Here is a 26,860-nt window from a genome sequence, read left to right as displayed (position 1 = left end):
CGGATCTAGCGCGGCAGTTATTTCATCTAGGAGTAGTATCTCCGGATGCATCATCAATGCTCGAACGATAGCTACCCTTTGCTTTTGTCCACCGGATAATTGTCTAGGATAAGCTTCCTTTTTTTCTAAAAGCCCTACTCGCTCAAGTAGTGCTTCCGCCTCAAGCTCAACTTCTTTCTTCGCTCTTTTTTGTACCTTTAATGGTGCCAAAAGTATGTTACCTATAATATTCTTATGTGGAAATAAGTCATAGCTTTGAAATACCATTCCGATTTTTTGTCTAATCTCATGAACCTTTTTTTCATCCCTACTAATTACCTGATCCTTGAAATGAATCGTCCCAGAATTAATTGGCTCTAACATATTTAAGCATCTTAAAAAGGTACTTTTACCACAACCGGAAGGGCCAACAATCACAACCACTTCTCCTTTATTTAGAGTAAAAGAGATGTCCTTTAAGACGGGCTCTTTCTTATCATAAGATTTCATTAAATGTTCTACCTTTAAAACCTCTTCTTGTTTATTCATATCCTCAATCCTTCAACCTTTTCTCTAATTTAGCGGACAACATAGAAAACGGATAACAGATGGCGAAATACATCAGAAAGATCGTACCATACACCCATAGGGCTGCTTTTGGCATCGTATACCTGGAAGCATCTATGATCTGTTTTCCGACTTTTACTACTTCAACAACGCCGATAAGAACAACCAGCGATGTAGTTTTTATCATTCTTGTTAACAAGTTCATCAAGGATGGCAGAAGTCTTCTTACCGTCTGCGGTATAATTAGATACCAATATACCTGTATTTTGGTCATTCCAAGACCAAAACCGCTTTCATATTGATGTACTGGAATGGATATTAGAGCACTCCTTACCAAATCCCCCATCTCAGCGGCACCCCAAAATGTAAATACAATCACCGCAGCAGTTCCACCTGAAAGGTTCATACTAAGGTGCTTCGCTGCTCCAAAGTATACTAGAAATAGTAACACCAGTTGTGGTATAATCCGAACAATTTCCAGATAGATTCTGGAGAAGAATCGAATTACTCTACTTTTACTTGTCATTACCACACCAAATGGAATTCCAAGAACAACGGATAATCCTATAGCAATAACCGAAATACGAAGCGATACCCAAAGCCCTTCTAGTAATCTTAAAAAATTAGTTCCCTGAAATAGGACTTGTATTCCCGAATCCTGCATAACGGACCCTCCTTTCTATCCAGGTACAGATTAACGATAGTGGCAATAATATAATCAGATAAGCCATTACCAATAAAAAGAGTGCTTCGTCCGTTTTATAGTAAATTCCAATTAAATCTTTTGCTACAAACATTAAGTCTGCTAATGCTACTGCACTGAATACGGATGTTTCCTTTATTAAAAATATGATATTAGCACAAAAGACTGGAACAGAAGTTGCGATGGCTTGTGGAAGTACAATATGAAAGAAAACTTGCCTCTTTGTAAATCCAAGACTTAACCCGGATTCCGTTTGAATTGGTGCAACATTATCTATACCTGTTCGAAATGCTTCTGCCATATAACTTCCCCCTTGAAATGCAAGACCGATAATAGCACAACTTTCTGAACTGAGCACAATACCGATTTTGGGAAGTCCAAAATATAAAAAAAATAGTTGAATCAACAATGGTGTATTTCTAGATATCTCAATATAAATGTTCACTAGTAACTTAAGTATTGGTATCCTTAACGTCTTTATGAGACTACAAATCAGTCCGATTAAAATCGCCAGCACTATTCCAAATAGTGATATTTTCATTGTCATTTTCGCTGCTTCTACATACAACGGTATATGACTCTTCATAAATCCAAAATCCATGGCTCCTATCCCCTTCTAGCTTTTGATATAAGACATCTCTAGAATTCGATGTCCTTCTTCCTCTATATGATTCGAGTTCCCTATCGTTTACTCTTACATCATATCACCACACCTAATTTACCATACATTGCATCTCTTGTTTCACATATCAACCCTTATGTATTCGAATCTCCAAACCATAATATCTGTTTCATTATATCCTCCAATCTGGCGCTTTAGCACCTTACTATATGAATTGCATCTCAATATACAAGCACAATTTATTTGTTAAAACAACTTATTCTTCTCTCTTTTGCTATAGTCAATAAAGACACTCCATTTCATAATTCTCACAAATTTAGTAACATTACATTAAGTCGAATTTACTCATAAAAAAAGAAACAGGTACACTCATTACCTGCTTCTTTCCTCATACTTATATCTTACTTAAGAATTGAAAATCAGATATTGTTGGGTGCACACAAATAAGCTGTAGATTTACTCATACAGCAACAGCAACACATCATATTCTGATTTGCATTATTTGTGTGGTTCACTTTCATATCTTATCTCCTTCTCTTATAATTCATAGTATTCATAGTAATTTAATATGTTTACTATAATATTTAATAATTCATTTGTCAATACCTAAACTATAAAAACAGACCACTTCCTAATTTATATAAAAGTAAACCACTCCCTAATTTAAACAAACAAAACTTTGCTGTAATTTTCCATACTTCTGTACACAAAAAAAACGCCGAAAACACTGAGTTTTCTGCGGCTTAAGCGCTCTTTTAAAATAGAAATTGCTCTACATCCAGTAATGGAGCATGATTGATAACAATCATACATCAAGACTTGACATAGAGCCCAAAATAAAAGGCCCTGCACCTAGTATCTAGGCGGGTTCCAAAGGAACCTCACCTCAACACTTTGTACAGAGCCAATTTATTACATACTCATCTGCAGAAGCAAATGTTTACTTCGTAAAAACTACATACCCATCTGCAAAAGCAAATATTTCGTTTCTACTACGTAGAAACTACATTCCCATTTGCTTTGCAACTTCAGCAGCAAAATCTTCGCTCTTCTTTTCGATACCTTCACCAGTTTCGAAACGAACGAATCTCTTGATCTTAAGTGTAGCACCTAATTCTTTTGCTACGCTCTCAACGTACTTACCAACAGTTAAGTCACCATCTTTTACGTATACCTGATCTACTAAGCAGATCTCTTTTAATTGCTTATTTAAACGACCAACTAACATCTTATCGATGATATTCTCTGGCTTGTTAGCATTTGCAGGATCGTTCATAGCTTGAATTTTTAAGATTTCTCTTTCATGCTCGATGTATTCAGCAGGAACTTCAGACTGATCTACATACTTAGGGTTCATAGCTGCAACCTGCATAGCTACGTTCTTCGCACATTCTTTTGCAGCATCATTTACTAAAGAAGCTTCCATCTCAACTAAGATACCGATTCTTCCGCCGCTGTGGATGTAGGACTCTACAAAGCCGTTTTCTGTAACGATCTTCTCGAATCTTCTGATGTTCATGTTCTCACCGATGATAGCAATCTGAGATGCTAACTCATCCTTTACAGTCTTAGCAGCATCAAGGCTCCAAGGCTCAGCTAAGAATGCATCGATATCAGATACAGTAGTTGTAGCAGCCTGTGCAGCTACAGCAGAAACGAATGTTCTGAACGTTTCGTTCTTTGCTACGAAGTCTGTTTCGGAGTTAACTTCAACAATAGCAGCAACCTTTCCATCAGCACTTACGTTAGTAGCACAGATACCTTCTGCTGCAATTCTTCCTGCTTTTTTCTCAGCAGCTGCAAGTCCTTTTTCTCTTAAGAATTCTACTGCCTTGTCCATATCGCCATCTGTTTCAGCTAATGCTTTTTTGCAGTCCATCATACCTGCACCGGTCATTTCTCTTAAATCTTTAACCATTCCAGCTGTTATAGCCATTTTGTTGTCCTCCATGTTCATTCATTATTTTATAAAACTATGTCATAGTTTACTATATCACGTATTTACAATTATTGTAAACAAGTCCACAATAATATATGAATTACCTAAAAATGCTCCAGCCTAACATTTGCGGTCAGGCTGAAGCACTTATTCACATCATTGTATTAAATACAAACATAGGTGATTTACTTTGCAACAGCGCTTATTATGCCTCTACAGTCTCAGTTGCTTCTTCAGCTACGTCTGTAGAATCTGTTAACTGTACGCCCTGGTTTGCTTCAATAACAGCATCTGCCATCTTAGCTACGATTAATTTAACAGCTCTGATTGCATCGTCATTACCTGGGATTACATGATCAAGTTCTTCTGGATCACAGTTAGTATCAGCAATACCGATTAACTTAATACCAAGATTATGTGCTTCCTGAATACAGATTCTTTCTTTCTTAGGGTCAACAACGAAGATTGCTTCTGGAACTTCCTTCATATCCTTGATACCACCAAGGTTTTTCTCAAGCTTCTCCCATTCCTTCTTTAATTCGATAACTTCCTTCTTAGGAAGAACTTCGAATGTACCATCGTTAGCCATTGTCTCGATCTCTTTTAATCTCTTGATTCTGGACTGGATAGTCTTGAAGTTAGTGAGCATTCCACCTAACCATCTCTCGTTTACATAGTACATTCCACAACGCTCAGCTTCAGACTTAACGGAATCCTGTGCCTGCTTCTTAGTACCAACGAAAAGTACCTTTCCACCGTTTGCTACTACGTCTTTGATTGCATAGTAAGCTTCGTCAACTTTACCTACAGATTTCTGTAAGTCGATGATGTAGATACCATTTCTTTCTGTGTAGATGTACTCTGCCATCTTAGGGTTCCATCTTCTTGTCTGGTGACCAAAGTGAACACCTGCTTCAAGTAATTGTTTCATTGAAATAACGCTCATGTTTTTTCCTCCATTTTGGTTTTTGCTTCCGCACAAGCTGTATTCTTAGCAGACCTATTCAGGCACCATGCCTCGAACTTGTACGTGATTTTTGCTCTAACATTATATCATGAGAAAATATAGAAAGCAAGGCTTTTGAACAAAAATTCCTCAAAATATAATTTATGATCTAAAATATAAAGATATAATAAGAATTATATCTATCTTTAACGGATTTTCTTTCTTAATATCGTGGTTTCGTTGTAATAAGGCTTGCAATCTCTTCATAGCTTGCTCCAACTGGTATCTCATAACGATTGGTACGAATTTTGCTAGCATAACCATTCCTAATTAGGTAACTATCAAATTCTTTCGCATCTTCAACTAAGCCTAAGGTCTTGCATAAATCAGCAACATGATGAGAGAACATGCCTGATTTTATAACTAACTCTATTTTATCAACAGAATCATTCTCGGTACTCTCATCACTCTTTGAGCCATTATTATCAACAGACGAGCTATGATCTACAGCAGAATTATTATCCTTCTTTGATTCATCCAAATTTGAAGATGTATTATTGTCCTTCTTCGTGTCATTGGTATCTAAACTTTCCGCTCCACTCCCATCGATTCCTGGGGTAACGGATGGTAGATTATCCTTATCATTTGCTCCATCTTGATCTGTATTGGACAACTTATCAGAACCTTCGTTTTTTCCATCTAGTACTACGGTTGGAGTAGGATTTAGTCCAGATAAATCTACCGTTTTCTTCTCTTCCATTCCAAGCTCTTTTGCTGCTTTAATTATTTGTTCGTCCGTCATTTGTGGTTTTTCATTACCCACAACAAGAAATACCATTGTGGAAAATAAGATGCCTACTCCTATTCCCCTCATGTAATATTTTAATTTCATCTTTTCTCCATTTCTAGGCATGTACTCAATACATAATAAGAAAAAGCACGCTTCGCGAACTTTTTCTTATTATGTATAATGATAGTAGGTTTTAAATTGATTAGGAAACAATACTTACTTAAAGAAATCTTTCCTATATTACCTCATTTTATTTGCATATAAATCAAGTACAAGTTTCACTTCACCTTGCCCTAGACCTAACTGTTTTGAAATGTCACGGATGGAATATTGTTTCTTATAGAGATTAATTATTTCATCCTTGTGCTTAGTAACCAAAAGGTCAGTATCTGTCCCAACAGAATTATTAGTACACTTTTCCATATGGACAAAATCCGTTGCTTCCGCTTCCTCAAGAGCTTTTAGTTTCTCTTCTGTACTCTCAAAGTGTTCCTCACCCTTCGAAGTTACTGTGGTTATCTTATTTCTTTCATCTATGAGTTTTGAGAGTTTATCATGCAAGTCCTTAACATCCCTACGTACTGTTTCCATCTTTGAAAATGTTGATTTTAATTCTTCTTCTTTCTCATTTAACATCTGAAATAAGAATACAACTTCACTATTGTTTATTTCTATCTTCTCAAGGACTCCCGTAGAAAACTCATTAACCGCCATAATTTTTTCGTTCGATAACTGGTTTAACTTATCCTCAGCATCGATGATTCGATTGCTCATTTCTTGTTCGATTACTGCTTGTACCTGTCGTCTTATTTTCTTCTTCTCTTCTTCGCTAAGTTCATAGTTTAAACTATCACCAATACTAGAAGACTGCCCTTTTCCTGCTTTTGGTCGTTCTACAAGTAAGAAACTTAGAAAAATAAAAGCCAAGCCGACAATCAGTAATATAATTTGTGGTGTACTCATAGTTACTTATGTTCCCCTTTATATTCTGATATCAATTCCTCTATGTGGTTCATTTTCATTCTTTCCTAAACTATCATCCTTTTTCTTATCTTTTTTCTTTTGTTTATTTTGCTGTTCAAAGAATGAGTTGTTCCCTTTTTCTTTTGCATCATATCGATATTCCGGATTATCACTTTTTGTTGCTGCGGTTGGTTGTTCACTATGATGCTTAATATCATCATTAAACTTCCCAGCAAAAGCTATTTGTTCGTTCAATGGCCTTTGATTCTCAACACTTTTTACTAATGATGCCTCTTGTGACTTCGTTGGTATCGATATCATTTCAATCGGTGTTATTGGCATATTAACTCCCCTTTCAAAGAAAATGGGCTTAGTAAGGACCTACCTTTATATCAGCACGATCTCTAACCAAACTGCAATGAACAGTTTCATTACGAACATAATATACCACATTTGAAATTGCTACCTTGCATCCAGGATATATCGTATCGCTTATCTTAATACAACCACTCTCATTATCATCCATAAATGACTGAAGCTCTTCCATGCGCGCAATCGATTCCGCCTTCTTTTTCTCAAGTGCATCTTTATTTACCGACATTGATTTAATCAATAACTTCTTATCTAGCGGTAAATTTTCTCCGCCTTTAAATTTCTTTAAATATAATAATAGGTTCTGAGTAAGTTGTTCCAATTCCTTATTCATATTCGGCAGCTCTTTTTCAATACGACGATACTCTTCAATAATGGTCGGATCTACGCCAACCTCAAGTAAAGTATTCGTTCCCATCGTGGAACCTGCTGTTTTGGCATGAATCATTGTACCTGATCGAATTTCGCCTCCTGTAATGAATCCCTTCTTGCCACCAACAATTACATCACCTCTTGCAGAAACGCGACTGTGTAGAAGCGCCTCTGAAGTTATGTAGCCACCGGCACGAACCTCTGCATTCTCAATAAATTTACTGACTATATTACTCGCTGCGATAAGGGCTCCTTTGTTCATACCCTGAATTCCACGTTTTAATATAATCTGGCCTCCTGCCTGTAACAGAGCGCCTTCTACTACACCATCAACAATTATATCACCATTAGCAATTACCTTATAGCCTGTACGTACACTACCTTTGATAGAAACATTACCATCGTACTCGATATCACCAGTAGAAGCATCAACGTCCCCTTTTATCTCAAAAGAGTCTGATACATTTACTTTTTCACCACTTAATAATGCATGTCCATCTGCCAAAGAGTATAAGGAACCTCCGTCTTCAGACAATTTTGTCTTTGTTCCTGTCCTTAAAATTTTATGTTCTACTCTATCCGGTTGGATTGCAGCTCCCACTACACTAATTCCTGGCCTCCCCTGAATAGCTGGTACTAAATTTGCTAACAATGCGCCCTTGCTTACTCTACTAATAGTATCTAGCTGATGAAAATCAACTGTACCATCTTCATTCTCTTTAGGTTTTCTTGTTAAATCTGTATTAAAATAGTAAGTTATAACAGCATTTTTCCCTTGAACTGGTTCAGTTCCACGTGCTAATACAATATCTTCTAAATAAATTCTTTCATTTAAGAATGATTTTACATTCTCTTCGACGACCCCATATTTTACTCCTGCTTTTACAAGGTCATTAATTATTTCCGTGAAATTCATAACACTTCCATTTGGAGATGGTGGATAAAATCTTGCGACAGCCTCCATACGGTCATCTGAAATTGTTACTTTGATTCCTTCACCTTCTGGCATACGAACAGCATTATTAAGCTTAACGATCTTAGTTTCCGTTAACCTAAGTAAAGCATCATTCACCACTACTTTGTCATAATCAATTCTACGCTTCGTCAAATACTCATCCAATTCGTTGAATAAGAAAGTTTTTCCTAATCCTTTCGCTGGAATTAACTGAAGGTAAGTGCCATCGTTATTCGTTATCAGTTGAAATATTGCATTATCATTCGCCATTTTAACACTCTCCCTATACATTCATACTCTACAAGTTTCTTTGTTTTCTTGCAGTCTTTATGCTGTCTCAAGAGTTTCTTCACTTACTGCCCCATAAATATATTTAAGTTATTACCTAACTTTTGTCTCATCTTTTGTAATGCCTTAGTATGCAGCTGTGATATTCTAGATTCAGACACTTCCAGTACCGCACTAATTTCTTTTATTGTTAAGTCCTCATAATAATATAGGACGATAACTTTCTTTTCTTTTTCTGTCAGATACTCTAATGCCTTCACTAACATTGCTTTTAATTCTTGCTTTTCTATTACCTTCTCTGGCTGGACATAATCCTCACTGGCAGTATTTTCTACCCTAACTTCCCCTTGTTCCATATATTCATCTAAGGATACAAGGTTCGATATCTTCGTTTGATTCTGCCAAGTTTCTAGTTCTCCCGTAGTGATTTCAAGCTCTTTCGCCACTTCTTCATCTGTTGCTTGACGGCCATACATAATTTCCAGCTTCTGATATGCTGCATCTAACCGTTTTTGCTTCTGTCTTAATGTTCTTGGAATCCAATCCATCTTACGGATCTGATCAAGGATTGCACCACGTATACGAAGAGATGCATAAGTTTCGAATTTGGCTCCCTTTTCACAGTCAAATTTATCTATTGCATCGATTAAACCGAAGGTTCCATAACCAACCAAATCGTCATATTCCACATTATATCCTAAATAAATGCTGAGTCTTCCTGCTACAATCTTTACTAGATTCGCATACTCAATTATGATTTTTTCTCTGACGTCAGGAGTTCTCTTCTTACTGTATTCATCCCATAATTTTTGCTTTGCATCAGCACTCATAGGCTATCTCTCCCCTGTATTAATCAACCTTCTCTTGTAATGTAACCACTGTTTCGTCATCTACTTCTTCTAACGACTCGTCCGTTATTCCATCCTCAGATACTGCTTCTTCTGCCTTTGCAGCCTTCATTTTAATTCGTTCCTGCTCGATATATGCGTCATTAGCAGCCTTATTTGTTTTCATAATGATTTTGCCTACAATTAATCCAATCACGTAAAAGACAATGAGCACACACAATACGATTCCAAGTGTTGAAACCAAATTATACCGATTCACTATACAGGTGATGCTTGCGATGGCTCCTGCACATAACGTAACAATCGCAGGTATGTTCTTATTCTTCATAATACTCCCATCTGCGTGCTTTAGCACACATAATTGATTGCTTTTATAAAAATTAGATTTTCTTTAGAGGCTTCCCAACAGATTTAATTAGTAATTCTCCAGATTCTGGATTAAATTCAATGGTTCTACCGTAATTTAAACCGGTATCCTGAGCAAGAATTGGAATCCTTAATGAATTTAATTTTTCTTTTGTAGCTTCTACGTTACGCTCACCAACTCGGAGCATATCATTGTTACTACTAAATGCAAACATCTGTGCTCCGCCAGCAATTTTTGCAACCAATGCAGAACGACCAGCTCCAAGCGCTAACAAACGTCGTATTAATTCATCAATACCGGTATCTGCAAATTTCGCTATGTTCTCATTGTTTTTTATTTTGGTACTATCAGGTAACATAATATGTACCATACCAGATATTTTTTTCCCTGGATCGTATAATACAATTCCAACACAAGATCCAAGACCTAACGTAGTAATACTATCTGGAGGTTTACAAACATTCATGTCCGCCATACCAACTTTTATCATATCCCCCATATTAATCTCCATTCTATTGCAATTCTGCGAATTTGGGCGATAGCACAATATTTGCAAATTGAATTGTTCCAATTCAATTCGTGAAGAATCTTTGATTTTTCACACTACATTCCTAATGAAGTTAAGATTGCGTTATAGGAATCCAGTGTTGGTATTAAAACAAAATATCCGTTAACTTCTAGATCCTTATCACCAAATTCAGTTTCAATTAATAGTGCCTTATCACTTATCTTGCCAAACTCTATTGCTGGTACACTAAGAATCGCTCCTGCCATATCGATTGCTAAATATGGTATGCTGGAGGTTATCGTCATGTTCGTTAATGTAGATAGCGAAGATAGATATGCTCCAGCAATGATATTTCCAATCTCTTGTAATGCTGATAACTCTAGCTCTGTAAATTCTTCTGAAACTTCACACATTCCTTGCATTAACATGCGAACAATTGCTCTCGCCGGTTCTTGCTCAAGAATGAACATAATCATTCCATCAATATCACCGTCTAGCGTTAGGAGGATACCAACTACAACGTTTTCAGCGCCTCCAATGACATCCGATAAATCCTTAAACTCTAGAAGCTCTATCTTTGGAACTTTCATATCTACCTTCGCATTTAGCAGTTTGGATAATGCTGTCGTTGCATTACCTGCACCGATATTACCAATCTCTTTTAATACGTCAAACTGCATAGAATTTATAGTGTTAAAATCTTTATCAGACATAGGTACCTCAATTCTGGCGCATAACGCCTTTCTTAATGTGAGCAGTTTGTGCTAAAGCACAAATTGCTCAACTTTTTGTTATTTTACATCTGTTTCTTTTTCGATAATAACTGCTGATAGATTTAACAATGAGATTAATCCATCACCATGTTTTCCTACTCCAGCAAGATAAGCAGCTTTTTCGTCATTTGAACTGCTTGCAATCTTATCCACGCTTTCATCATCGATGGTAACTACTTCTTTTACTTCATCAACAATAATACCAATTGCTGCCTGAGGTTCTAGTTTGATGATTAAAATACGAGTAGCATTGGTTATTTCATCTGGTTCTAAGCCAAATTTTAAACGAAGGCTCATCACTGGGATAATTTCACCTCGAATATTGATAACACCTTTAAAATACGGTTGCGCCTTTGGTACTCTTGTAATGCGTTGCATTCTTACGATATTATCTACATATTGAATATTGATACCAAACTGTTCATTTCCTAGGGTAACAACAATGTATTGTTTTGAATCATTCCCTGTCACTTTGTTCGTTTCCATACTGCGTCCCCCCTATACCAAAGAATTTACATCAAGAATTAATGCGATTTCACCATCACCTAAGATAGTTGCACCACTTATCATCTTGCTGTTATTGATATATTTCCCGATTGATTTGATTACAATCTCAAGCTGCCCAATTAAGTTATCTACGACAAGTCCTGCAAGTTTGTCACCCTTCTTAACGATTACAACTGTTAAATCCTCAGTTTCTTTATTGGTTTCTGGCACATCAAGAATCTTATTTAAACGTATTAATGGAATAACATTACCTCGTAGGTGAATAACTTCTTTAGACTGTACGTATTTGATTTCCTTCGTTGCTACATTTTCAATTGTTTCAATACTACCAAGTGGAATCGCATATTTCTCTGTCCCAAGTTCTACCATCAATGCCTGAATGATTGCAAGAGTTAGAGGTAGACGAATAATGAAGTTGCTTCCTTTCGAAAGAGTTGTCTTAGTTTCAATACTTCCACCTAACGTCTCAATCTTTGTCTTCACAACATCAAGACCTACACCTCGACCAGATACATCAGAGATTACTTCAGCAGTTGAGAAACTTGGACGGAACAACAAATCAATAATTTCTTTGTCTGTCATCGCAGCTGCCTGCTCTTCAGTTATCGTACCCTTATCGATAGCTTTTCTCTTTATCTTTTCTACATTAATTCCAGAACCGTCATCCCTGACTTCTATTACTACATTGTTACCTTCCTGATAAGCATCTAAGAAGATGGAGCCTGTCTCAGGTTTCCCAAGACTAATTCTCTCTTCATTGCTTTCAAGCCCATGATCTGCTGCATTACGGAGAAGATGCATTAATGGATCACCGATTTCATCGATTACCGTACGGTCTAATTCTGTATCTTCGCCTGTCATGTATAATTCCATTTTCTTATCAAGTTTTTTGGATAAGTCACGAATCATACGTGGGAAACGATTCACTACACTTTCAATCGGTACCATACGAACTTTCATTACGGATTGATGTAGATTCGTCGTAATTCTTTCTAAGTACTCAATCTGTTCGTTAAAACCACCCATAGCATCTGATTTCGTTTCGGTACCATTCATAGAAACCAAACCATTTTTCGCAATAATAAGCTCACTGACAAGGTTCATTAAATCATCTAACTTTTCAATATCAACACGAACAGAACGGTTCACAACTGGTTTTGCGGATTCTTTTTGTTTTGCAGTAGCTGCTACGCTCTTAGCATTAGAGGAATCTTTTGATAAAGATTTTTGATCCCTATTTTGCTCTGCTTCATTGAAAGTTTCCTCTTTGTGTTCACTCTTTGGCACTATAATTTCTGAGATATCAACACCATTGATTTCAGAAACACCTGAGATAACCTTCTCTACCTTACTCATAGATTCCTTTGTTAATAAGACAACAGAAAAATCTAAATCGAATTGCTCATCTTCAATATCTTGAACTTCTGGCTTACTCTTAATGATGTCACCTAGTTCTTCTAATGCTTTAAATACTAGAAAGGCTCTTGCTGCTTTTAAAATACAGGATTCTTGTATGTATACTGTTAAAGAATACGCATGTCCACCCTCTTCTAGCATCTTTTCAACAGCTCGTAATTCATGATCTGCAAGAGCAATATCAGCTTGTGGCGACTCTATTACGGATGTAATTGCAGCTGCACTTACTACCGAATTGCTAATCTCTTCTTTACTATCAGAAGTATCTTGAGCTTTTACACCTTCATCAAGAATACGATTTAAGCTTTTAATGATATCCTCATTGTCTTCTGTACCTTCGTCAGCAGAAGTAATAATACGGTCTAAATAAGATTCTAGTGCATCCAAACCTTTGAATAATACATCCACCAGTTCAGCCTTTACTTTCATTTTACCTGCACGAATTTCCGAAAATACATTTTCCATATCATGAGTAAGTCTCTGCATTCTCTTATATCCCATTGTTCCAGCCATTCCTTTTAAGGAATGTGCAGAACGGAATATCTCATTTATCGTATCTTCATTCTCAGGTTCTTTTTCTAGAATCAACAAATGTTCATTTAAACTTTGAAGATGTTCCTTTGTTTCATCGATGAAAATCTCTAAATATTGACTTACATCCATCTCATTGCACCCCCACATTCTTCGTTATAGCTTCAGCAACCATTTCAATTGATACCACTTCATCTACAAGTCCTGCCTCGTAGATAACTTTTGGCATACCATAAACAGTACTAGTCGCTTCGTCTTGTGCTATTACGTAAATATTATTTTTCTCATTCAGTTGCTTAATTCCCTGTGTTCCATCTCCACCCATACCAGTAAGAATTACACAGGTAATATCTTCATAATCTGTATTTACCAAGGATTCATACATAATGTCTGCACATGGCTTTAAACTATTCCGAGCTGCTTCCGTGGTTACAGACAAGGTATAGCCATCTCTAGACTTCACTATCCTTAACTGTGATCCACCTTTTGCTACATAAACATAACCTTTTTGAACTAATTCACCATGTTCTGCTTCTTTTACGGTAAGCGCACATAGTTCATTCAGGCGAGAGGCCAAAGAATTGGTAAATCCTTCAGGCATATGTTGAACAATAACAATCGGAGCATCTAAATTTGCCGGAAGTTTTGGGATTACTTGATGGAGCGCTTTCGGTCCACCGGTAGAACAAGCCAAAGCAACTATTTTTTTTGCGTTGTTTAAAACCTTGACATGGCTTTTTCGTTCTAGTAAAACCTTCGGCTTAGTTACCCTATCATGGGTTTGTGTATTTAATGTCGTTAATACCGTTCTTGTCTTATCCGCTACTTTCCCATGAGTTGGTGGTACCAACTCTGTTGCAAAGATAAGCGCTGTCAGTATTTTTTCTTTAAACGCACCATCCTTTGCTTCTATGTAACTTTCTGGTTTCGTAACGAAATCAAATGCTCCAAGCTCTAGACAACGGATTGTCTCTTTCGCTCCCTCTTTTGCTAGTGTACTAACCATAATGATTTTTAGCTTCAACCGCATCTTATTTAGCTGTTCCAACAATTGAATCCCATTCATCTTAGGCATATTAATATCAAGAAGAATCGCATCATATTTTGTCGGATTTAAGGTAATTAGGTCAAAGGCTTCCAAACCATTTGTTGCAACATCACTTATGTCAAATCTCTTGTCACTTCTAATTATATCAGATATGAGCCTTCTCATAAGTGCAGAGTCATCAACTACCAAAATATTTTTCATCTTTTCGTACTCCATTCTATTGATAGGCTAGTTTACACTATAATTTTCCTATGCTTTTTTGAAGGGCTCTGCAAGTGTATCGTACTATAACTTATCCTAGCTGATTACTCATCCGACGATACACTAGCTTAACCTATTTTCTTTGTTTCGGCGTTTACGTTCTTCTTCGAAGATATAACGTACGATAGCTTCTCTTTCGTCACTCTTTATATTTAAGAAAACAATACGTTTTGCATATATATCTGTGAGATTTTTTGCTTCAGAACAACTAATAACTTTAGTATAGATAAGAAAATTCTTATAACCACTTTCCATAACTAAAGTAAATTTTACTTGAAGTATATCATCCTCTTTACAAATCTCTTTGGAGTTAAACTTCATACCACCACCGCTGATGTCAATCATAAAGCCATCTTGCCAAGTGTATGTATTTGTCTGATCCTGTTTCATGATTTCTTTCATTTTTGATTTATCAATAAAGCTGTTTTGCAGCTTTTTAATTTCATCCCATTCGTTCTTCGTTAAAACACGAAACGACATATCTTGTACTATATCAAGACGAAAAAATTGCCTTCTTTGCTGCTTTTCTAAATCAGAAATAATCTGAATCTTTGCAGCATAAGCGCTCTGTATCCGAAACTGTTTTATTACTTTCGCCTTACATTGGAATAAACCATTCTTACTAAATATGTATATAAGATAGTATTCTCCGATTTCCAAAGGGATTAACCTGCTATTTTCGATTGGGATAGCGATAGATGCATAATCAGTCTCATCTAACTCATATACCACACTTACATGGCGTTTTGATTCATTTATTATTTTACCTTGATTGTTGATTTGTACTAATTCTATCTTATCACCAACTGAGGCTATGTCTTTAAACATGATCTCCCTCCCTTAACTATTCATCTTTAGGTTGTCATTCCTCTACGTATTAAGTTCGCAAAGATTCGTTTTATTCCCTTAGTTTCATTCGGTATCTTTATATCACCTTGGTAGACACGTTCCGCCAAGGAAATCATTGCTTTTGCAGCTACTGAATTTGGAAATGCCATAATAACAGGCTTCTGCTGCATAATAGCTTGAGAAACAGCTCTATCCTGTGGTATACCTCCAAGATACTCCATCTCGATATTAAGGAATTTCTTGACCACTGAATTTAACTTATTGTAAATCTCTTTCCCTTCTTCTTCGGAATAAATTCGATTGGAAATCAATTTAATTATAGTTTCCTCTTTATTAAAATTATCCCTGCGATTCAGTGCTTTTAAAACAGCATAAGCATCTGTGATCGAGGTCGGCTCAGGAGTAGTGACTAAAAAAACTTCAGAACTTACAGAAACAAATTCCATTACTAGGTCAGATATTCCTGCCCCAGTATCCACAATGATGATATCTGCCAATTCGTCAAGATAATCCATCTTCTGAATAAGATACACAATTTGTTCTTTTGTTAATCTCGTTAGTTCTGCAATTCCGGACCCTCCTGAGATAAAACCAACGTTATGCGGACCCTGTGTTATTATGTCTTGCAATTCTTTCCCTTGAAACATTAAATCAGCAAGATTATATTTCGGCCTGATACCTAACATTACTTCAATATTTGCAAGGCCAAAATCAGCATCAAGAATTAATACACGATTTCCTAATCGGCTAAGAGCAATTGCTAGATTTAGTGATGTACTCGATTTACCAACGCCGCCTTTTCCACTCGTAATCGTGATAACTCTTGCAGTTCCCCTCGGACGCGTCTGCTGATTCACTAATCTCCTTAACTGTTCTGCTTGATCCATTTATTCATTGCCTCCCAATAATTGCCGTGCAATATTTTGAGCGTCAATTTTTTCGATATCATCTGGAACGTTTTGACCAAATGTTGCATAAGACAACGGTGCATTGGTATACATACGAATATTAAAGATATTACCGATACCTATCGTCTCATCAAGCTTAGTAAAAATCAGTCGATAATTTACAATATCGGAATATGTTTCCGCAATACGAACTAGATCTTTATATTTTGTTGTAGCACTTAGTACTAGATATACTTCTCTATCTTCTTCAGGAACAATGTGAACTAATTTATCAATATCATCTCTTTGTTCCTTACTCTTGTGAGATCTTCCAGCTGTATCAATCAATACAAGATCATAGTCCTTAAACTCATCTATTGCTTCCCCCATCTCCGTCTCAGAATAAATGACACGGAGCGGAACATCTAAAATATCAGCATAGGTTCTTAATTGCTCTACTGCAGCAATTCGATAAGTATCCGAAGTTATTAGCGCTATCTTTGCTTGCTTTCCAACTTTATAGGAAGATGCTATTTTAGCAATTGTAGTTGTTTTACCAACACCAGTCGGTCCAATAAAATAAATAAACTTCGGTTTTCCCCCCGAATAATCTATTGTTTTTGGTTGTCCTAATTTTAAGATGATTTTTTGATAGAAACTTCCAAGGATACTATCAATCGTTGTATCCTTTTTTAACGTTGGTTCAATCTCGGCTATAATCTGATTTGCATATTTTTCATCTATATCATGCGACATCAACTGATTATAAACTAGCTGAACACAGGAAAGATTTGAGCTTTTTTCCTCAACCTTTCTCTTTTCTTTTACTTCTACCTTTTCTTCATGCTTCACTGTTTTGATCAACTGCTCTTCTAACATATTCTGTAGATTATTTAACTTCTCTTCAATTGCTGACGGCTCTTTTACTAAACCTAATTCTTCTTTCGTTTGAGTTACATGAAAACCTCGATTAAACGAACTATCAAATTGAGGGGTGTTTCTTATGTTGTCGTTCGAATGGTTTGCTCCATCATTTTGTGCTTGCACTTCATCGATTGCAGCAGTCACTTCTACCAGAGGCTTGCGAAAAAGCTTATATATTCCCTTAGGAGATATTGTTTTTATATTCATTACAATTGCATCTTTCCCTAGTTCTTCTTTTGCTAACAGAATAGCCTCTGTTTCCGAAGTAGCCTGGAACTTTTTAATATTCATTATGCAGTCACCATCCCAACTGATTGTAATTCAACATTGGATTCAATTTCATTATACGAAATGATAATTAAATCATTAAAATATTCCTTCGTAAGCTTTTTAAAATACATACGAACAATCGGTGAAGTAATGATAATAGGGGTTTTCCCTAGATTCTCTAACTTCTCCACCTCTTCTTTTACTGATTTCATAATACTTCCCGTTTTTTCAGGGTCTATTGCTAGATAAGCTCCCTGTTCCGTCTGCTTCACACTATTCATGATCTCTTGTTCTACCTTAGGATCAAGTGTTACCACGGAAGTCATCTCATTTGGCCCAAAGTACTTATTTGAAATCGCACGTTTCAGGCTTTGACGCACATATTCTGTTAATACATCGGTATCTCTGGTTGTTGGTGCATAATCTGCTAAAGTTTCAAATATCGTTACCAAATCACGAATTGAGATTCCTTCTTTTAATAAATTCTGTAATACCTTTTGTATCTCACCTACGCCAAGTAGTTTTGGAACAAGTTCAGACACTAACGTATGATTTGCTTCGGTTATGTTGTTGATAAGATTTTGTACATCCTGCCTTGTAAGCAGCTCATCCAAATGACCCCTGATAACTTCTGTCAAATGAGTCGCAATAATGGATGGCGGATCGACAACGGTATAACCAAAGGATTCCGCACGCTCTCTCTGATTTTCTGTAATCCATAGAGCTGGTAGGTGAAAAGATGGTTCAAAGGTAGGGATACCTGTAATTTCTTCTTCTACATATCCAGGATTCATCGCCATATAGTGGTCAAATAATATTTCACCTTCACTTACTGGGATTCCTTTAATCTTAATCAAATATTGATTTGGATTTAACTGTATGTTATCTCTAAGACGTATCGTAGGAACAACACAACCTAACTCTAGTGCAATCTGACGCCTGATCAATACAACTCGATCTAAAAGGTCACCACCTTGATTTACGTCAGCAAGTGGTATAATACCATAACCAAATTCTAATTCAATTTGATCTACCTGAAGTAAGGAAACAACATTCTCTGGTCTTCGAATTTCTTCCCCAGATTGTTCTTCGGTAGCGGTTTCTTCTTCAATATTAGCAATCTTAATCTTCTTATCAATCGCTCTTCCACAAAAAATGAAAATTGCGCCATAGCTTGTAAATACTAAGAATGGTAATGGAGTGACGATACCTAAAAATGCTAATGCTCCACCTACCATATATAATACTTTTGGAATAGAAAAGAGCTGTTTCATTAAAAGATCACCAATATCAGCCTCTTTACTAACCTTTGTAACAACAATACCAGTTGCAAGAGATATCATTAAAGAAGGTATCTGGCTTACTAAGCCGTCACCAATGGTAAGGATTGCATACTTACTAAATGCTTCTCCCGCAGGTAATCCTGCCTTCGTCATTCCAATGATAGTACCACCTACCATATTAACTACAGTAATAATTAAACCTGCTACAGCATCTCCTTTTACGTACTTTGTAGCACCGTCCATGGCTCCAAAGAAATTGGATTCTTCTTGTATCTTTTCTCTTCTCTCCCTCGCTTGTGCATCTGTAATAGCTCCCGTGTTTAAGTCCGCGTCGATCGCCATCTGCTTACCAGGCATTGCATCAAGAGTAAAACGAGCGGTTACTTCGGATACACGTTCAGAACCTTTATTGATAACTATAAACTGAATTATAACTAAGATTATAAAAACGATTACACCGATGACAACATCGCCCTGCCCTACGAATTTTCCAAATTGGGTAACAACGGCTCCTGGATTTCCATCTTTTAAAATTAATTTTGTAGAGGATACATTTAATGAAATACGAAAGACCGTTGTAAAAAGCAGAATTGTTGGGAAGGTCGACATATTAAGCACTTCCTGAGAAAAAAGTGCATTGAATAATATAATCATCGAAATCGAAATATTCAATGCCAAAAGAAAATCGAGCAGTGTGGCAGGCATTGGAACGATTAAGAATATAATGGATGAGATAATAAATAAGCCAACACCTAAATCTGTTTTCTTCATCTTTACTGCCCCCTTTCCTTTCTATGTTTTTAATGAATATACATAAGCCAATACTTCAGCTACCATTTGATAAAGTTCCCCCGGAATCTCAGATTCAATATCAACATTATAATAGAGCATTCGAGCCAGTGGCTTATTTTCAACTATTGGTATCTCATTCTCCTTAGCCACTTCTTTAATTTTCGCAGCTAGTAAATCTGCACCTTTTGCTATTAGTATAGGAGCTTCGGATACTTCTTTATCATATTTTAGTGCACATGCAAAGTGTGTAGGATTCGTAATTACAACATCCGCTTCCGGTAATCTCTGCATCATACGTCTTTGAGAAGCTTGTCTCATTTTTTGTTTGATCTTACTCTTAATCTGAGGGTCTCCTTCAGATTGTTTGAATTCATCTTTAATCTCTTGTTTTGTCATTCGCATATCTTTCTTAAACTTAATTTTTTGATAAAAAAAGTCTGCGAACCCTACAATAAGAAACAAGACGCTAATTTTAATACCTAAGTCAAGTACGATGTTACCGATGTAGACAATAACTGCTTCCAGGTTTCCCATCTCATACAGTAAGTATAACTTGCTTATTTCACCTTTTAATGCATTATATACAATATAGATGATGATTCCAACTTTTATAATTGACTTCACTAATTCCATGATTTTATCCATGGAAAACATCTTTTTAAAACCACTTAGTGGATTTATTTTATTGAATTTAGGCTGTAATGGTTTTCCTGTTATCTTCCACTTTACCTGAAATATATTAACTACAAAAGCTACTACTACACCTGTTATAAAAACTGGAAGACAAATTAATAGGACATTGATCCCTATCTGATTCATTAGTTTTGAACCAATTTGATAGGTCATTTCTTCTTTCGCAAGTGTTTCAATCTCCTTATATGTTTTAGAAAAAGCATCCAGAAACCCACCCGCAATGTAGCCAGCGAATAATTTTACAACCATAAAAAGTGCTAATAATCCTGAGGCTGTAATTAAGTCTTGACTTCTGGCAACCTGACCTTCTTTACGTGCGTCTTCCAGCTTTTTGGTCGTTGCTTCTTCTGTTTTTTCGCCACCGGGTCCTTCCTTCGCGAAGAACTGAAGACGGTATGCAACATAAAATTTGTTGTTTTCTGGAATCACCAACGCATTCCCTTACCTTTCATCATTTTAAAAAGGAGATTGCACTCTTTAACATTTCCATCATTTCTGTAAAAATAAAATCTGAGACTGACGGAATCATCAAAGTCATAAATAGCAAAACAATGAACCCAATTAATACTTTTAATTGCAAACCAATGACAAACATATTCATCTGTGGTGCAACTTTAGCTAGAATAGCTAATACCACATTAACGATTAACATAGCAGCAAAGATTGGCAAGATAATACGAAAAGCAATGACAAAAAAGTCTACGACAAATTGAATCATTACGGTAGAAATAAGTGGGTTTAGTTTCGCTCCGCCAACTGGTATTAATTGATAAGAGTCGACGAGTGCTTTTATAATATAATGATGCATATTCGTTATTAATAGAAATAACATTACTGCATAATGATAGAAATTTGCAGTAATCGTAACCTGAGCGTTTGTAAAAGGGTCAAATTCATTGACCATTGAAAATCCGATTTCCATATCCATCAATTGTCCTGCAAGGGAAAGAATTTGAAAGCAGATATTCGAAAAGAAGCCCATAATAGCTCCAGCTAATGCCTCTCCTACAATAAGGATTCCAAAACCAATCACACCTTCGTAAACTAATTCTGAATAGGGTATTGTTTGATTTAATATAATGGCTATCGTTAGAGATAGCCCAATCTTAACTTTCTGCGGCACATTCTTTAAACTGAAAAATGGTCCTGTATAAATGAACGCGGATATCCTCACCAGTATCACAAAAAAGAAAACTAACTGCTCTACAGGTATTACCATACCATCACCTATCACTGTATAAAGTAACGGAAGTTATCCACTAAATATTGAAAATATTCCGTTATATTTTTCATAATCCAATTACCACATAACATAAGTACTAGAAATACTCCGATTAACTTAGGAACAAAAGTGAGGGTTTGTTCTTGAACAGAAGTAACAGTCTGCAATACACTTACCACAAGTCCAATTACAAGTGAAGTAATCAACATCGGAGAAGATACTTTGATTATTAAGAATAATGTTTGGCGAAGTAGTTCCACCAATAAATTTTCATCCATACACTATCCCTCCTTTCAGTAAAAGCTTTTGATTACTGAACCAATAATTAAATTCCAACCATCTGCCATTATAAATAATAAAATTTTAAATGGCATGGAGATCGTCGTGGGCGGAAGCATCATCATACCCATGGACATCAAAGTAGATGCCACAACCATATCAATTATTAAGAATGGTATGTAAATCAAGAAACCAATAATAAATGCTGCTCTTAGTTCACTTATGATAAATGCTGGAATTAACGCTGTTGAAGGAACATCTGCTCTGCTATTTACCTCTGAGACTCCAGCGATATCAAGAAACAATTGCATATCTTTTTCATTGGTCTGATCGAACATAAAATCTCTGAGTGGATCCATACCTTGCGTAAATGCTTGCTCTTGTGTAATTTCTCCCTTCGACAAAGGTTTAATTGCATTATTATTAATGTTAGTAAGTATTGGTGACATAATAAACAACGTCAAAAACAACGCCAATCCAATTAAAACTTGATTCGGAGGAGTTGTCTGTGTTCCTAAGGCAGAACGAACAAAGTGAAGCACTACGATAATTCGACAGAACGAGGTTAACATAATAAGTATCGATGGTGCTAACGTAATTACTGTTAAGACTAAGAGCATCTTAAGAGTTGCTGACATTGAGCCAGTCCCTTCACCAGAGTTAAAAGTAAATGAAATATCGTTATTGTTTTCTCCCTTATTATTGTTTGCAGTAGCTGTAGATTCCTTTGTTGTTCCATTCACCTCAGTGGCGTATACTTTTTTTGGAGCAGCACAAAAAAAGGTTAATACTAACGCCATAATGACGAAAAGCCCAGTAAAGAAAGTCTTCTTATCGATAAGATTACATTTAGACGTCATAGGATATCAACCTTTTCCATTTGTTTTATTTTTTCCTGTCAATTCTGACAATATCTGCTTAAAGTTTATCTCTTTCTTCACTTCAGTTTCTTCCTTAAACTTTAGTTCGTCCTCGGAAACTTCAGTGATGAAGGTTATATTTTCTTTTGTAATTGATATCACAACATAGCGTGTCCCTATCTGAACAAGCTGCAAAAACTTATTTTGTGTAATACGGTATGTATCAATCACTTTAAAATTACTATGCTTTATTTGTTTCAGTTGCTTATTTGCAACAAATCTTGTTGTAAAATAGCAACCGACTACAATAAAGATAAACAACAGAAGCAATCCAAACAACTCTAACCAACTATTGTTAGAATTATATCCTGATCCTGGTAGAGACGGATTTGCCTCTGTTGCAAGTATTATCTGAAAAATGGAATACATTATCCTATCGCCTTCTTAACCGCCTCAAGTACACGATCCGCTTGGAACGGTTTTACAATGAAATCTTTTGCGCCAGATTGAATGGATTCTATAACCATTGATTGTTGTCCCATCGCAGAACACATAATCACGGTTGCATTTGGATCTACTGACTTAATCTTCTTTAATGCTTGAATACCATCCATCTCTGGCATAGTGATATCCAACATAACCAAATCAGGCTTTGTCTCATTGTATTTCTCTACAGCTTTTAATCCATTCTCTGCTTCTCCCGCGACAGAATAACCATTCTTTGTAAGAATATCTTTAATCATCATCCTCATGAAAGCTGCATCATCACAAATTAAAATACTTTTTGCCATAACTTTGTTTCTCCTATTCTTTGATCTGTAATAGCTGTATACAATTTTTTAGCATGCCGTATTCCGGCGCTAAAAAATTGTATTACTTATTTTATAATATCTGTAACTCGAATACCAAATGCTTCTTCGATTACAACGACTTCACCCTTGGCAACATACTTTCCATTTACTAAGACATCAATTGGTTCACCGGCAAGTCGATTTAATTCTACAATAGTTCCCGGTGAAAAATCAAGTATTTCTCGTATAGATTTACTTGTTCTACCAAGTTCTACTGTAACTTCCAAAGGTACATCCAATAATAAATCAATATTCTCTGTCTGTAACAGAGGGCTACCTGTATTAACAAAAGGTTGAAATTGTGCAGGTGCGATATTCACATTTTGCACCATACCTTGAGGTAATTGTTGCATACCCATACCTTGAAGTGACATTCCTTGCATCTGCGCCATCTGTGGCTGCATTTGTGGTGTTTGCATATTCATATTCTTCCCTATATCTTGAGTAAATGAATTGTTGTTAGAATCTTGTTCTGGATCAGGTGTAACTGTCTTTTCTTTTTTTGGTTTAGAATACCCATCCGCTGCTTTCGTTTCCGTCTCGGTATATTTCATAAATTGCTCATATAGATCTCTAGCAAAATCAAATGGATATAATTGCATTAGTTCACTATCCACCAAATCACCAATCACCATACGGAAGGATACTTTCACAAAACGACTCTTTAAAAACTCTGCAATATCTCCCCCATCAATAACCTCTGGGAGATCAACAATACTTGATACTGGAGGCGTGATGTCTACCTTTTTTTCTAGCATAGCCGAAAGTGAAGTTGAAGCGGAACCCATCATCTGATTCATTGCTTCACTAATTGCACTTAGGTGCAGTTCAGTTAACTCACCCTCACTATTTATTCCATCGCCACCCATCATTAAATCGGTGATGATTTTTACATCCTTTTCTTTTAAGACTAAGATGTTATTTCCATCTAAGCCATCCTTATAGTAAATTTGAATAAAAACACATGGGCGATCATACGCTGACAATAAATCCTCCCACTCAGCATAGCATACTTTTGGAGTTGTAATTGTTACTTTTTGGTTTACCAGGGAAGAAAGTGTTGTTGCAGCTGTCCCCATACTGATATTAGACATTTCTCCTAAAGCATCTATTTCAGAATCCGTGAGTGATTCGAGATCAGCAGCGGTTTCTACATTTTCGGTACCCATTCCATTTAATAGAGCGTTGATCTCTTCTTGAGATAACATACCATCCATCGATCTGCTACTCCTCTCTTATTATAGTTGAAATTTTTACTGCATAAGAATCCGATGATGCGCCAGGCAAGGCTGTAAATTTTTTAATATTCCCTACATAAACACTAAGTTCATCGTCAATCTTTCGATCCAGTTTAATAATGTCACCTTTTTGCATATTAATTAACTCATTTAACGATATACTGCTTTTACCCAGTACTGCTTTTACTGGTATTCTAGCTCTTGAAATTGCAGTTTCAATGAATTCTTGATAATTGGAATCCCCTTTTTCCTGCATTGTAGAGTACCAGTATTTCGTATTTAACTTGTCAATAATTACTTCCAAGCAAGCATATGGAAGGCAAATGTTCATCATACCCTCAATATTTCCTATCTTTATGTTCAATGTTACGATTGAGGCCATGTCACTAGGTGATATTATCTGCGCAAATTGTGAGTTTGTCTCGATACGAATCAATCTAGGGTTTAGTTTCACAACATTCGCCCAAGGTTCTGCCAAAATATTTGTCATAACCGTAAAGATTCTCTCTATAATTACCAACTCAATTTCAGAAAAATCTCTAGATTTTTCAAGTGGATTACCACTACCTCCAAGCATACGGTCGACTATTGCATAGCCAACATTCTCTGCTAATTCAATTATAATATTTCCCTCCAGCGGAGCGAAATCTATGATACCAAGCAAAACAGGGTTGGACAGCGCATTGGTAAATTCTTGATACACAACAGCTTCCGAGTTAATAACCTCAACTTGTACATTCTTTCTAAGATACGCTGGCAGATGTGTTGACAATAATCTGCCATAATGTTCGAATATAATATCAAGTGTCCTAAGGTGTTCCTTCGAAAACTTTGAGGGACGGTGAAAATCATAATTCTTTATTTGTTTTTCTCCCGATTCCCTGAATTCATCTGCATCAAGTTCACCACTGCTAAGTGCAGCCAACAGATTGTCTATTTCGCTTTGGGATAATACATCTCCCATCGTTTAGCCTCCCAACCTCAAGAAATCTGTTTTATTCAGTAACGAAGTCACTAAATGATACACTAATAATAAAATCAGAACCAAAAACATCATCTTGAAGTATTTTTAACACATCAGCTTTGATATTCTCTTTATTCTCTTGCACATTATTAATTGTATACTTCTCAACTTCGGTACGAATCACTTCTTTAATTCTACCCTCATTTGCTTCCACTAATGGTTGCATCTTACTGAAATCCTTATGACTCTTATTTAACACAAGAGACCACTTAACAACAGCAAAATGTGTTTTATTGTCTCCTGGTTCTTTCTTAAGATTGATAGTTAAACCATTAGTTTCGGTAGGCTTATAAGTATCGATATCAGAGATAGTAACTTTATCTTCCTTCACAACTACATTCTCAAGTTCCAAATCAACTGTTTGTGCTACCTTTGTGATTAATTTATTTGTCTGTTTTACATTCGGTAGAAATACAAACAGCATGACTATCATTAATGTCATATTAATTAATGTAGTAGCAAGTATAATTATCGTTAAGATATTCTTTTTCATTGGAAATACCTTGCCTTTCATATTTCTTTAGTCTGCCTAGCTGAATTAAGGCTTTCTTAGTTTGTATTTAGAGAATTATATATTCTAATCTCGATACGTCTATTTTTAGATTTTCCTGCTTCGCTACTATTGTCTGCGATTGGATCATACTCTCCTCGACCAATCCACTCGATATTGGATGGGCTAATTCCTTTTACATCAATTAAGTACTCTGCAGCATTGATTGCTCTCGCTGAGGATAACTCTTTATTACTGCGATAGATTCCAGATGTTATTGGTACATTATCGGTGTGTCCAATGATCGAGATTCGATATCCTTTATATGTTTTTATGATATCACCAACCTTTGAAAAGATTGGAAGCGCCTCATCCTTAAGTTTTGCTTTACCAGAGTCATAAAGTAAGGAGCCACTAATATTAATCAAAACATACTGACCGCC

General features: G+C 36.1%; 30 protein-coding genes. All 30 read right to left on the bottom strand.

What is annotated here, in order from left to right; all coding sequences use genetic code 11:
• On the bottom strand, positions 1 to 528 hold a 528-nt coding region (locus tag RTP52_RS11235; RefSeq protein ID WP_312371337.1), incomplete at its 3' end, for an amino acid ABC transporter ATP-binding protein.
• 4 nt (positions 529 to 532) lie between these two features.
• Positions 533 to 1,210, bottom strand: a complete 678-nt coding sequence (locus RTP52_RS11230) for an amino acid ABC transporter permease (protein ID WP_312371334.1) — start codon at positions 1,208 to 1,210, stop codon at positions 533 to 535.
• Positions 1,170 to 1,850 (bottom strand): amino acid ABC transporter permease, encoded by a 681-nt coding sequence (locus RTP52_RS11225; protein ID WP_312371332.1) that lies wholly within the window; start codon positions 1,848 to 1,850, stop codon positions 1,170 to 1,172. The genes RTP52_RS11230 and RTP52_RS11225 overlap by 41 nt, the downstream gene beginning before the upstream one ends.
• Before the next feature lie 1,024 nt (positions 1,851 to 2,874).
• The gene (gene tsf, locus RTP52_RS11220) at positions 2,875 to 3,807 is read right to left on the bottom strand and encodes a translation elongation factor Ts (RefSeq protein ID WP_312103677.1); all 933 of its coding nucleotides are present in this window, start codon (positions 3,805 to 3,807) and stop codon (positions 2,875 to 2,877) included.
• Between the two features lie 208 nt (positions 3,808 to 4,015).
• Entirely contained in the window at positions 4,016 to 4,756 is a 741-nt protein-coding gene (rpsB, locus tag RTP52_RS11215; protein WP_312103680.1) for a 30S ribosomal protein S2, read from the bottom strand.
• A 223-nt stretch (positions 4,757 to 4,979) separates the two neighbouring features.
• Entirely contained in the window at positions 4,980 to 5,648 is a 669-nt protein-coding gene (locus RTP52_RS11210) for a hypothetical protein (RefSeq protein ID WP_312371329.1), read from the bottom strand.
• Between the two features lie 138 nt (positions 5,649 to 5,786).
• Positions 5,787 to 6,509, bottom strand: a complete 723-nt coding sequence (locus tag RTP52_RS11205) for a DUF6115 domain-containing protein (RefSeq protein ID WP_312103684.1) — start codon at positions 6,507 to 6,509, stop codon at positions 5,787 to 5,789.
• An 18-nt stretch (positions 6,510 to 6,527) separates the two neighbouring features.
• Positions 6,528 to 6,851, bottom strand: a complete 324-nt coding sequence (locus RTP52_RS11200; protein ID WP_312371326.1) for a hypothetical protein — start codon at positions 6,849 to 6,851, stop codon at positions 6,528 to 6,530.
• Positions 6,852 to 6,879: 28 nt separating this feature from the next.
• The gene (locus tag RTP52_RS11195) at positions 6,880 to 8,478 is read right to left on the bottom strand and encodes a DUF342 domain-containing protein (RefSeq protein WP_312371323.1); all 1,599 of its coding nucleotides are present in this window, start codon (positions 8,476 to 8,478) and stop codon (positions 6,880 to 6,882) included.
• Positions 8,479 to 8,561: 83 nt separating this feature from the next.
• On the bottom strand, positions 8,562 to 9,326 hold the full coding sequence (locus RTP52_RS11190) for a FliA/WhiG family RNA polymerase sigma factor (protein ID WP_312371321.1): 765 nt from the start codon (positions 9,324 to 9,326) through the stop codon (positions 8,562 to 8,564).
• Between the two features lie 19 nt (positions 9,327 to 9,345).
• A complete protein-coding gene (locus RTP52_RS11185) occupies positions 9,346 to 9,672 on the bottom strand; it encodes a hypothetical protein (RefSeq protein ID WP_312103692.1) in 327 nt (108 codons plus the stop codon).
• A gap of 52 nt (positions 9,673 to 9,724) precedes the next feature.
• A complete protein-coding gene (locus RTP52_RS11180) occupies positions 9,725 to 10,210 on the bottom strand; it encodes a chemotaxis protein CheD (RefSeq protein WP_312103694.1) in 486 nt (161 codons plus the stop codon).
• Between the two features lie 104 nt (positions 10,211 to 10,314).
• The gene (locus RTP52_RS11175) at positions 10,315 to 10,932 is read right to left on the bottom strand and encodes a chemotaxis protein CheC (RefSeq protein ID WP_312103697.1); all 618 of its coding nucleotides are present in this window, start codon (positions 10,930 to 10,932) and stop codon (positions 10,315 to 10,317) included.
• 78 nt (positions 10,933 to 11,010) lie between these two features.
• Positions 11,011 to 11,478, bottom strand: coding sequence for a chemotaxis protein CheW (locus RTP52_RS11170; RefSeq protein ID WP_312103699.1), 468 nt, complete (start codon positions 11,476 to 11,478; stop codon positions 11,011 to 11,013).
• 12 nt (positions 11,479 to 11,490) lie between these two features.
• Positions 11,491 to 13,578, bottom strand: coding sequence for a chemotaxis protein CheA (locus tag RTP52_RS11165; RefSeq protein WP_312103701.1), 2,088 nt, complete (start codon positions 13,576 to 13,578; stop codon positions 11,491 to 11,493).
• Between the two features lies 1 nt (position 13,579).
• A complete protein-coding gene (locus RTP52_RS11160; RefSeq protein ID WP_312371318.1) occupies positions 13,580 to 14,695 on the bottom strand; it encodes a protein-glutamate methylesterase/protein-glutamine glutaminase in 1,116 nt (371 codons plus the stop codon).
• Positions 14,696 to 14,818: 123 nt separating this feature from the next.
• On the bottom strand, positions 14,819 to 15,583 hold the full coding sequence (locus RTP52_RS11155) for a flagellar brake protein (protein ID WP_312371316.1): 765 nt from the start codon (positions 15,581 to 15,583) through the stop codon (positions 14,819 to 14,821).
• 26 nt (positions 15,584 to 15,609) lie between these two features.
• Positions 15,610 to 16,491, bottom strand: a complete 882-nt coding sequence (locus RTP52_RS11150) for a MinD/ParA family protein (RefSeq protein ID WP_312103707.1) — start codon at positions 16,489 to 16,491, stop codon at positions 15,610 to 15,612.
• On the bottom strand, positions 16,492 to 17,706 hold the full coding sequence (flhF, locus tag RTP52_RS11145; protein WP_312371314.1) for a flagellar biosynthesis protein FlhF: 1,215 nt from the start codon (positions 17,704 to 17,706) through the stop codon (positions 16,492 to 16,494).
• Positions 17,706 to 19,739, bottom strand: a complete 2,034-nt coding sequence (gene flhA, locus RTP52_RS11140) for a flagellar biosynthesis protein FlhA (protein ID WP_312107573.1) — start codon at positions 19,737 to 19,739, stop codon at positions 17,706 to 17,708. The genes flhF and flhA overlap by 1 nt, the downstream gene beginning before the upstream one ends.
• A gap of 21 nt (positions 19,740 to 19,760) precedes the next feature.
• Positions 19,761 to 20,882 carry a flagellar biosynthesis protein FlhB gene (gene flhB / locus RTP52_RS11135; protein ID WP_312371312.1) on the bottom strand — a complete coding sequence of 374 codons (1,122 nt, stop codon included), beginning with the start codon at positions 20,880 to 20,882 and terminating at the stop codon, positions 19,761 to 19,763.
• Between the two features lie 22 nt (positions 20,883 to 20,904).
• The gene (gene fliR / locus RTP52_RS11130; RefSeq protein WP_312100146.1) at positions 20,905 to 21,672 is read right to left on the bottom strand and encodes a flagellar biosynthetic protein FliR; all 768 of its coding nucleotides are present in this window, start codon (positions 21,670 to 21,672) and stop codon (positions 20,905 to 20,907) included.
• Between the two features lie 11 nt (positions 21,673 to 21,683).
• Complete coding sequence (fliQ, locus tag RTP52_RS11125) at positions 21,684 to 21,953, bottom strand: flagellar biosynthesis protein FliQ (protein WP_312100145.1); 270 nt, start codon at positions 21,951 to 21,953, stop codon at positions 21,684 to 21,686.
• A 15-nt stretch (positions 21,954 to 21,968) separates the two neighbouring features.
• Positions 21,969 to 22,814: a flagellar type III secretion system pore protein FliP gene (gene fliP, locus RTP52_RS11120; RefSeq protein WP_312100143.1), complete on the bottom strand. Its 846-nt coding sequence runs from the start codon at positions 22,812 to 22,814 to the stop codon at positions 21,969 to 21,971.
• Positions 22,815 to 22,820: 6 nt separating this feature from the next.
• Positions 22,821 to 23,243, bottom strand: a complete 423-nt coding sequence (locus RTP52_RS11115; protein ID WP_312371308.1) for a flagellar biosynthetic protein FliO — start codon at positions 23,241 to 23,243, stop codon at positions 22,821 to 22,823.
• Positions 23,243 to 23,605 carry a response regulator gene (locus RTP52_RS11110; protein ID WP_312100140.1) on the bottom strand — a complete coding sequence of 121 codons (363 nt, stop codon included), beginning with the start codon at positions 23,603 to 23,605 and terminating at the stop codon, positions 23,243 to 23,245. The genes RTP52_RS11115 and RTP52_RS11110 overlap by 1 nt, the downstream gene beginning before the upstream one ends.
• A gap of 86 nt (positions 23,606 to 23,691) precedes the next feature.
• Positions 23,692 to 24,882 carry a flagellar motor switch phosphatase FliY gene (fliY, locus tag RTP52_RS11105; protein ID WP_312371306.1) on the bottom strand — a complete coding sequence of 397 codons (1,191 nt, stop codon included), beginning with the start codon at positions 24,880 to 24,882 and terminating at the stop codon, positions 23,692 to 23,694.
• A 7-nt stretch (positions 24,883 to 24,889) separates the two neighbouring features.
• Positions 24,890 to 25,867, bottom strand: a complete 978-nt coding sequence (gene fliM / locus RTP52_RS11100; RefSeq protein ID WP_312100138.1) for a flagellar motor switch protein FliM — start codon at positions 25,865 to 25,867, stop codon at positions 24,890 to 24,892.
• Between the two features lie 31 nt (positions 25,868 to 25,898).
• On the bottom strand, positions 25,899 to 26,420 hold the full coding sequence (locus RTP52_RS11095) for a flagellar basal body-associated FliL family protein (RefSeq protein WP_312100136.1): 522 nt from the start codon (positions 26,418 to 26,420) through the stop codon (positions 25,899 to 25,901).
• A 56-nt stretch (positions 26,421 to 26,476) separates the two neighbouring features.
• On the bottom strand, positions 26,477 to 26,860 hold a 384-nt coding region (locus RTP52_RS11090; protein ID WP_312371304.1), incomplete at its 5' end, for an OmpA/MotB family protein.

Origin of the sequence: Lachnoclostridium sp. (assembly GCF_031997925.1) — a bacterium.
GTDB lineage: Bacteria > Bacillota > Clostridia > Lachnospirales > Lachnospiraceae > Lachnoclostridium.
This window is presented reverse-complemented; position numbering and strand designations above follow the sequence as displayed.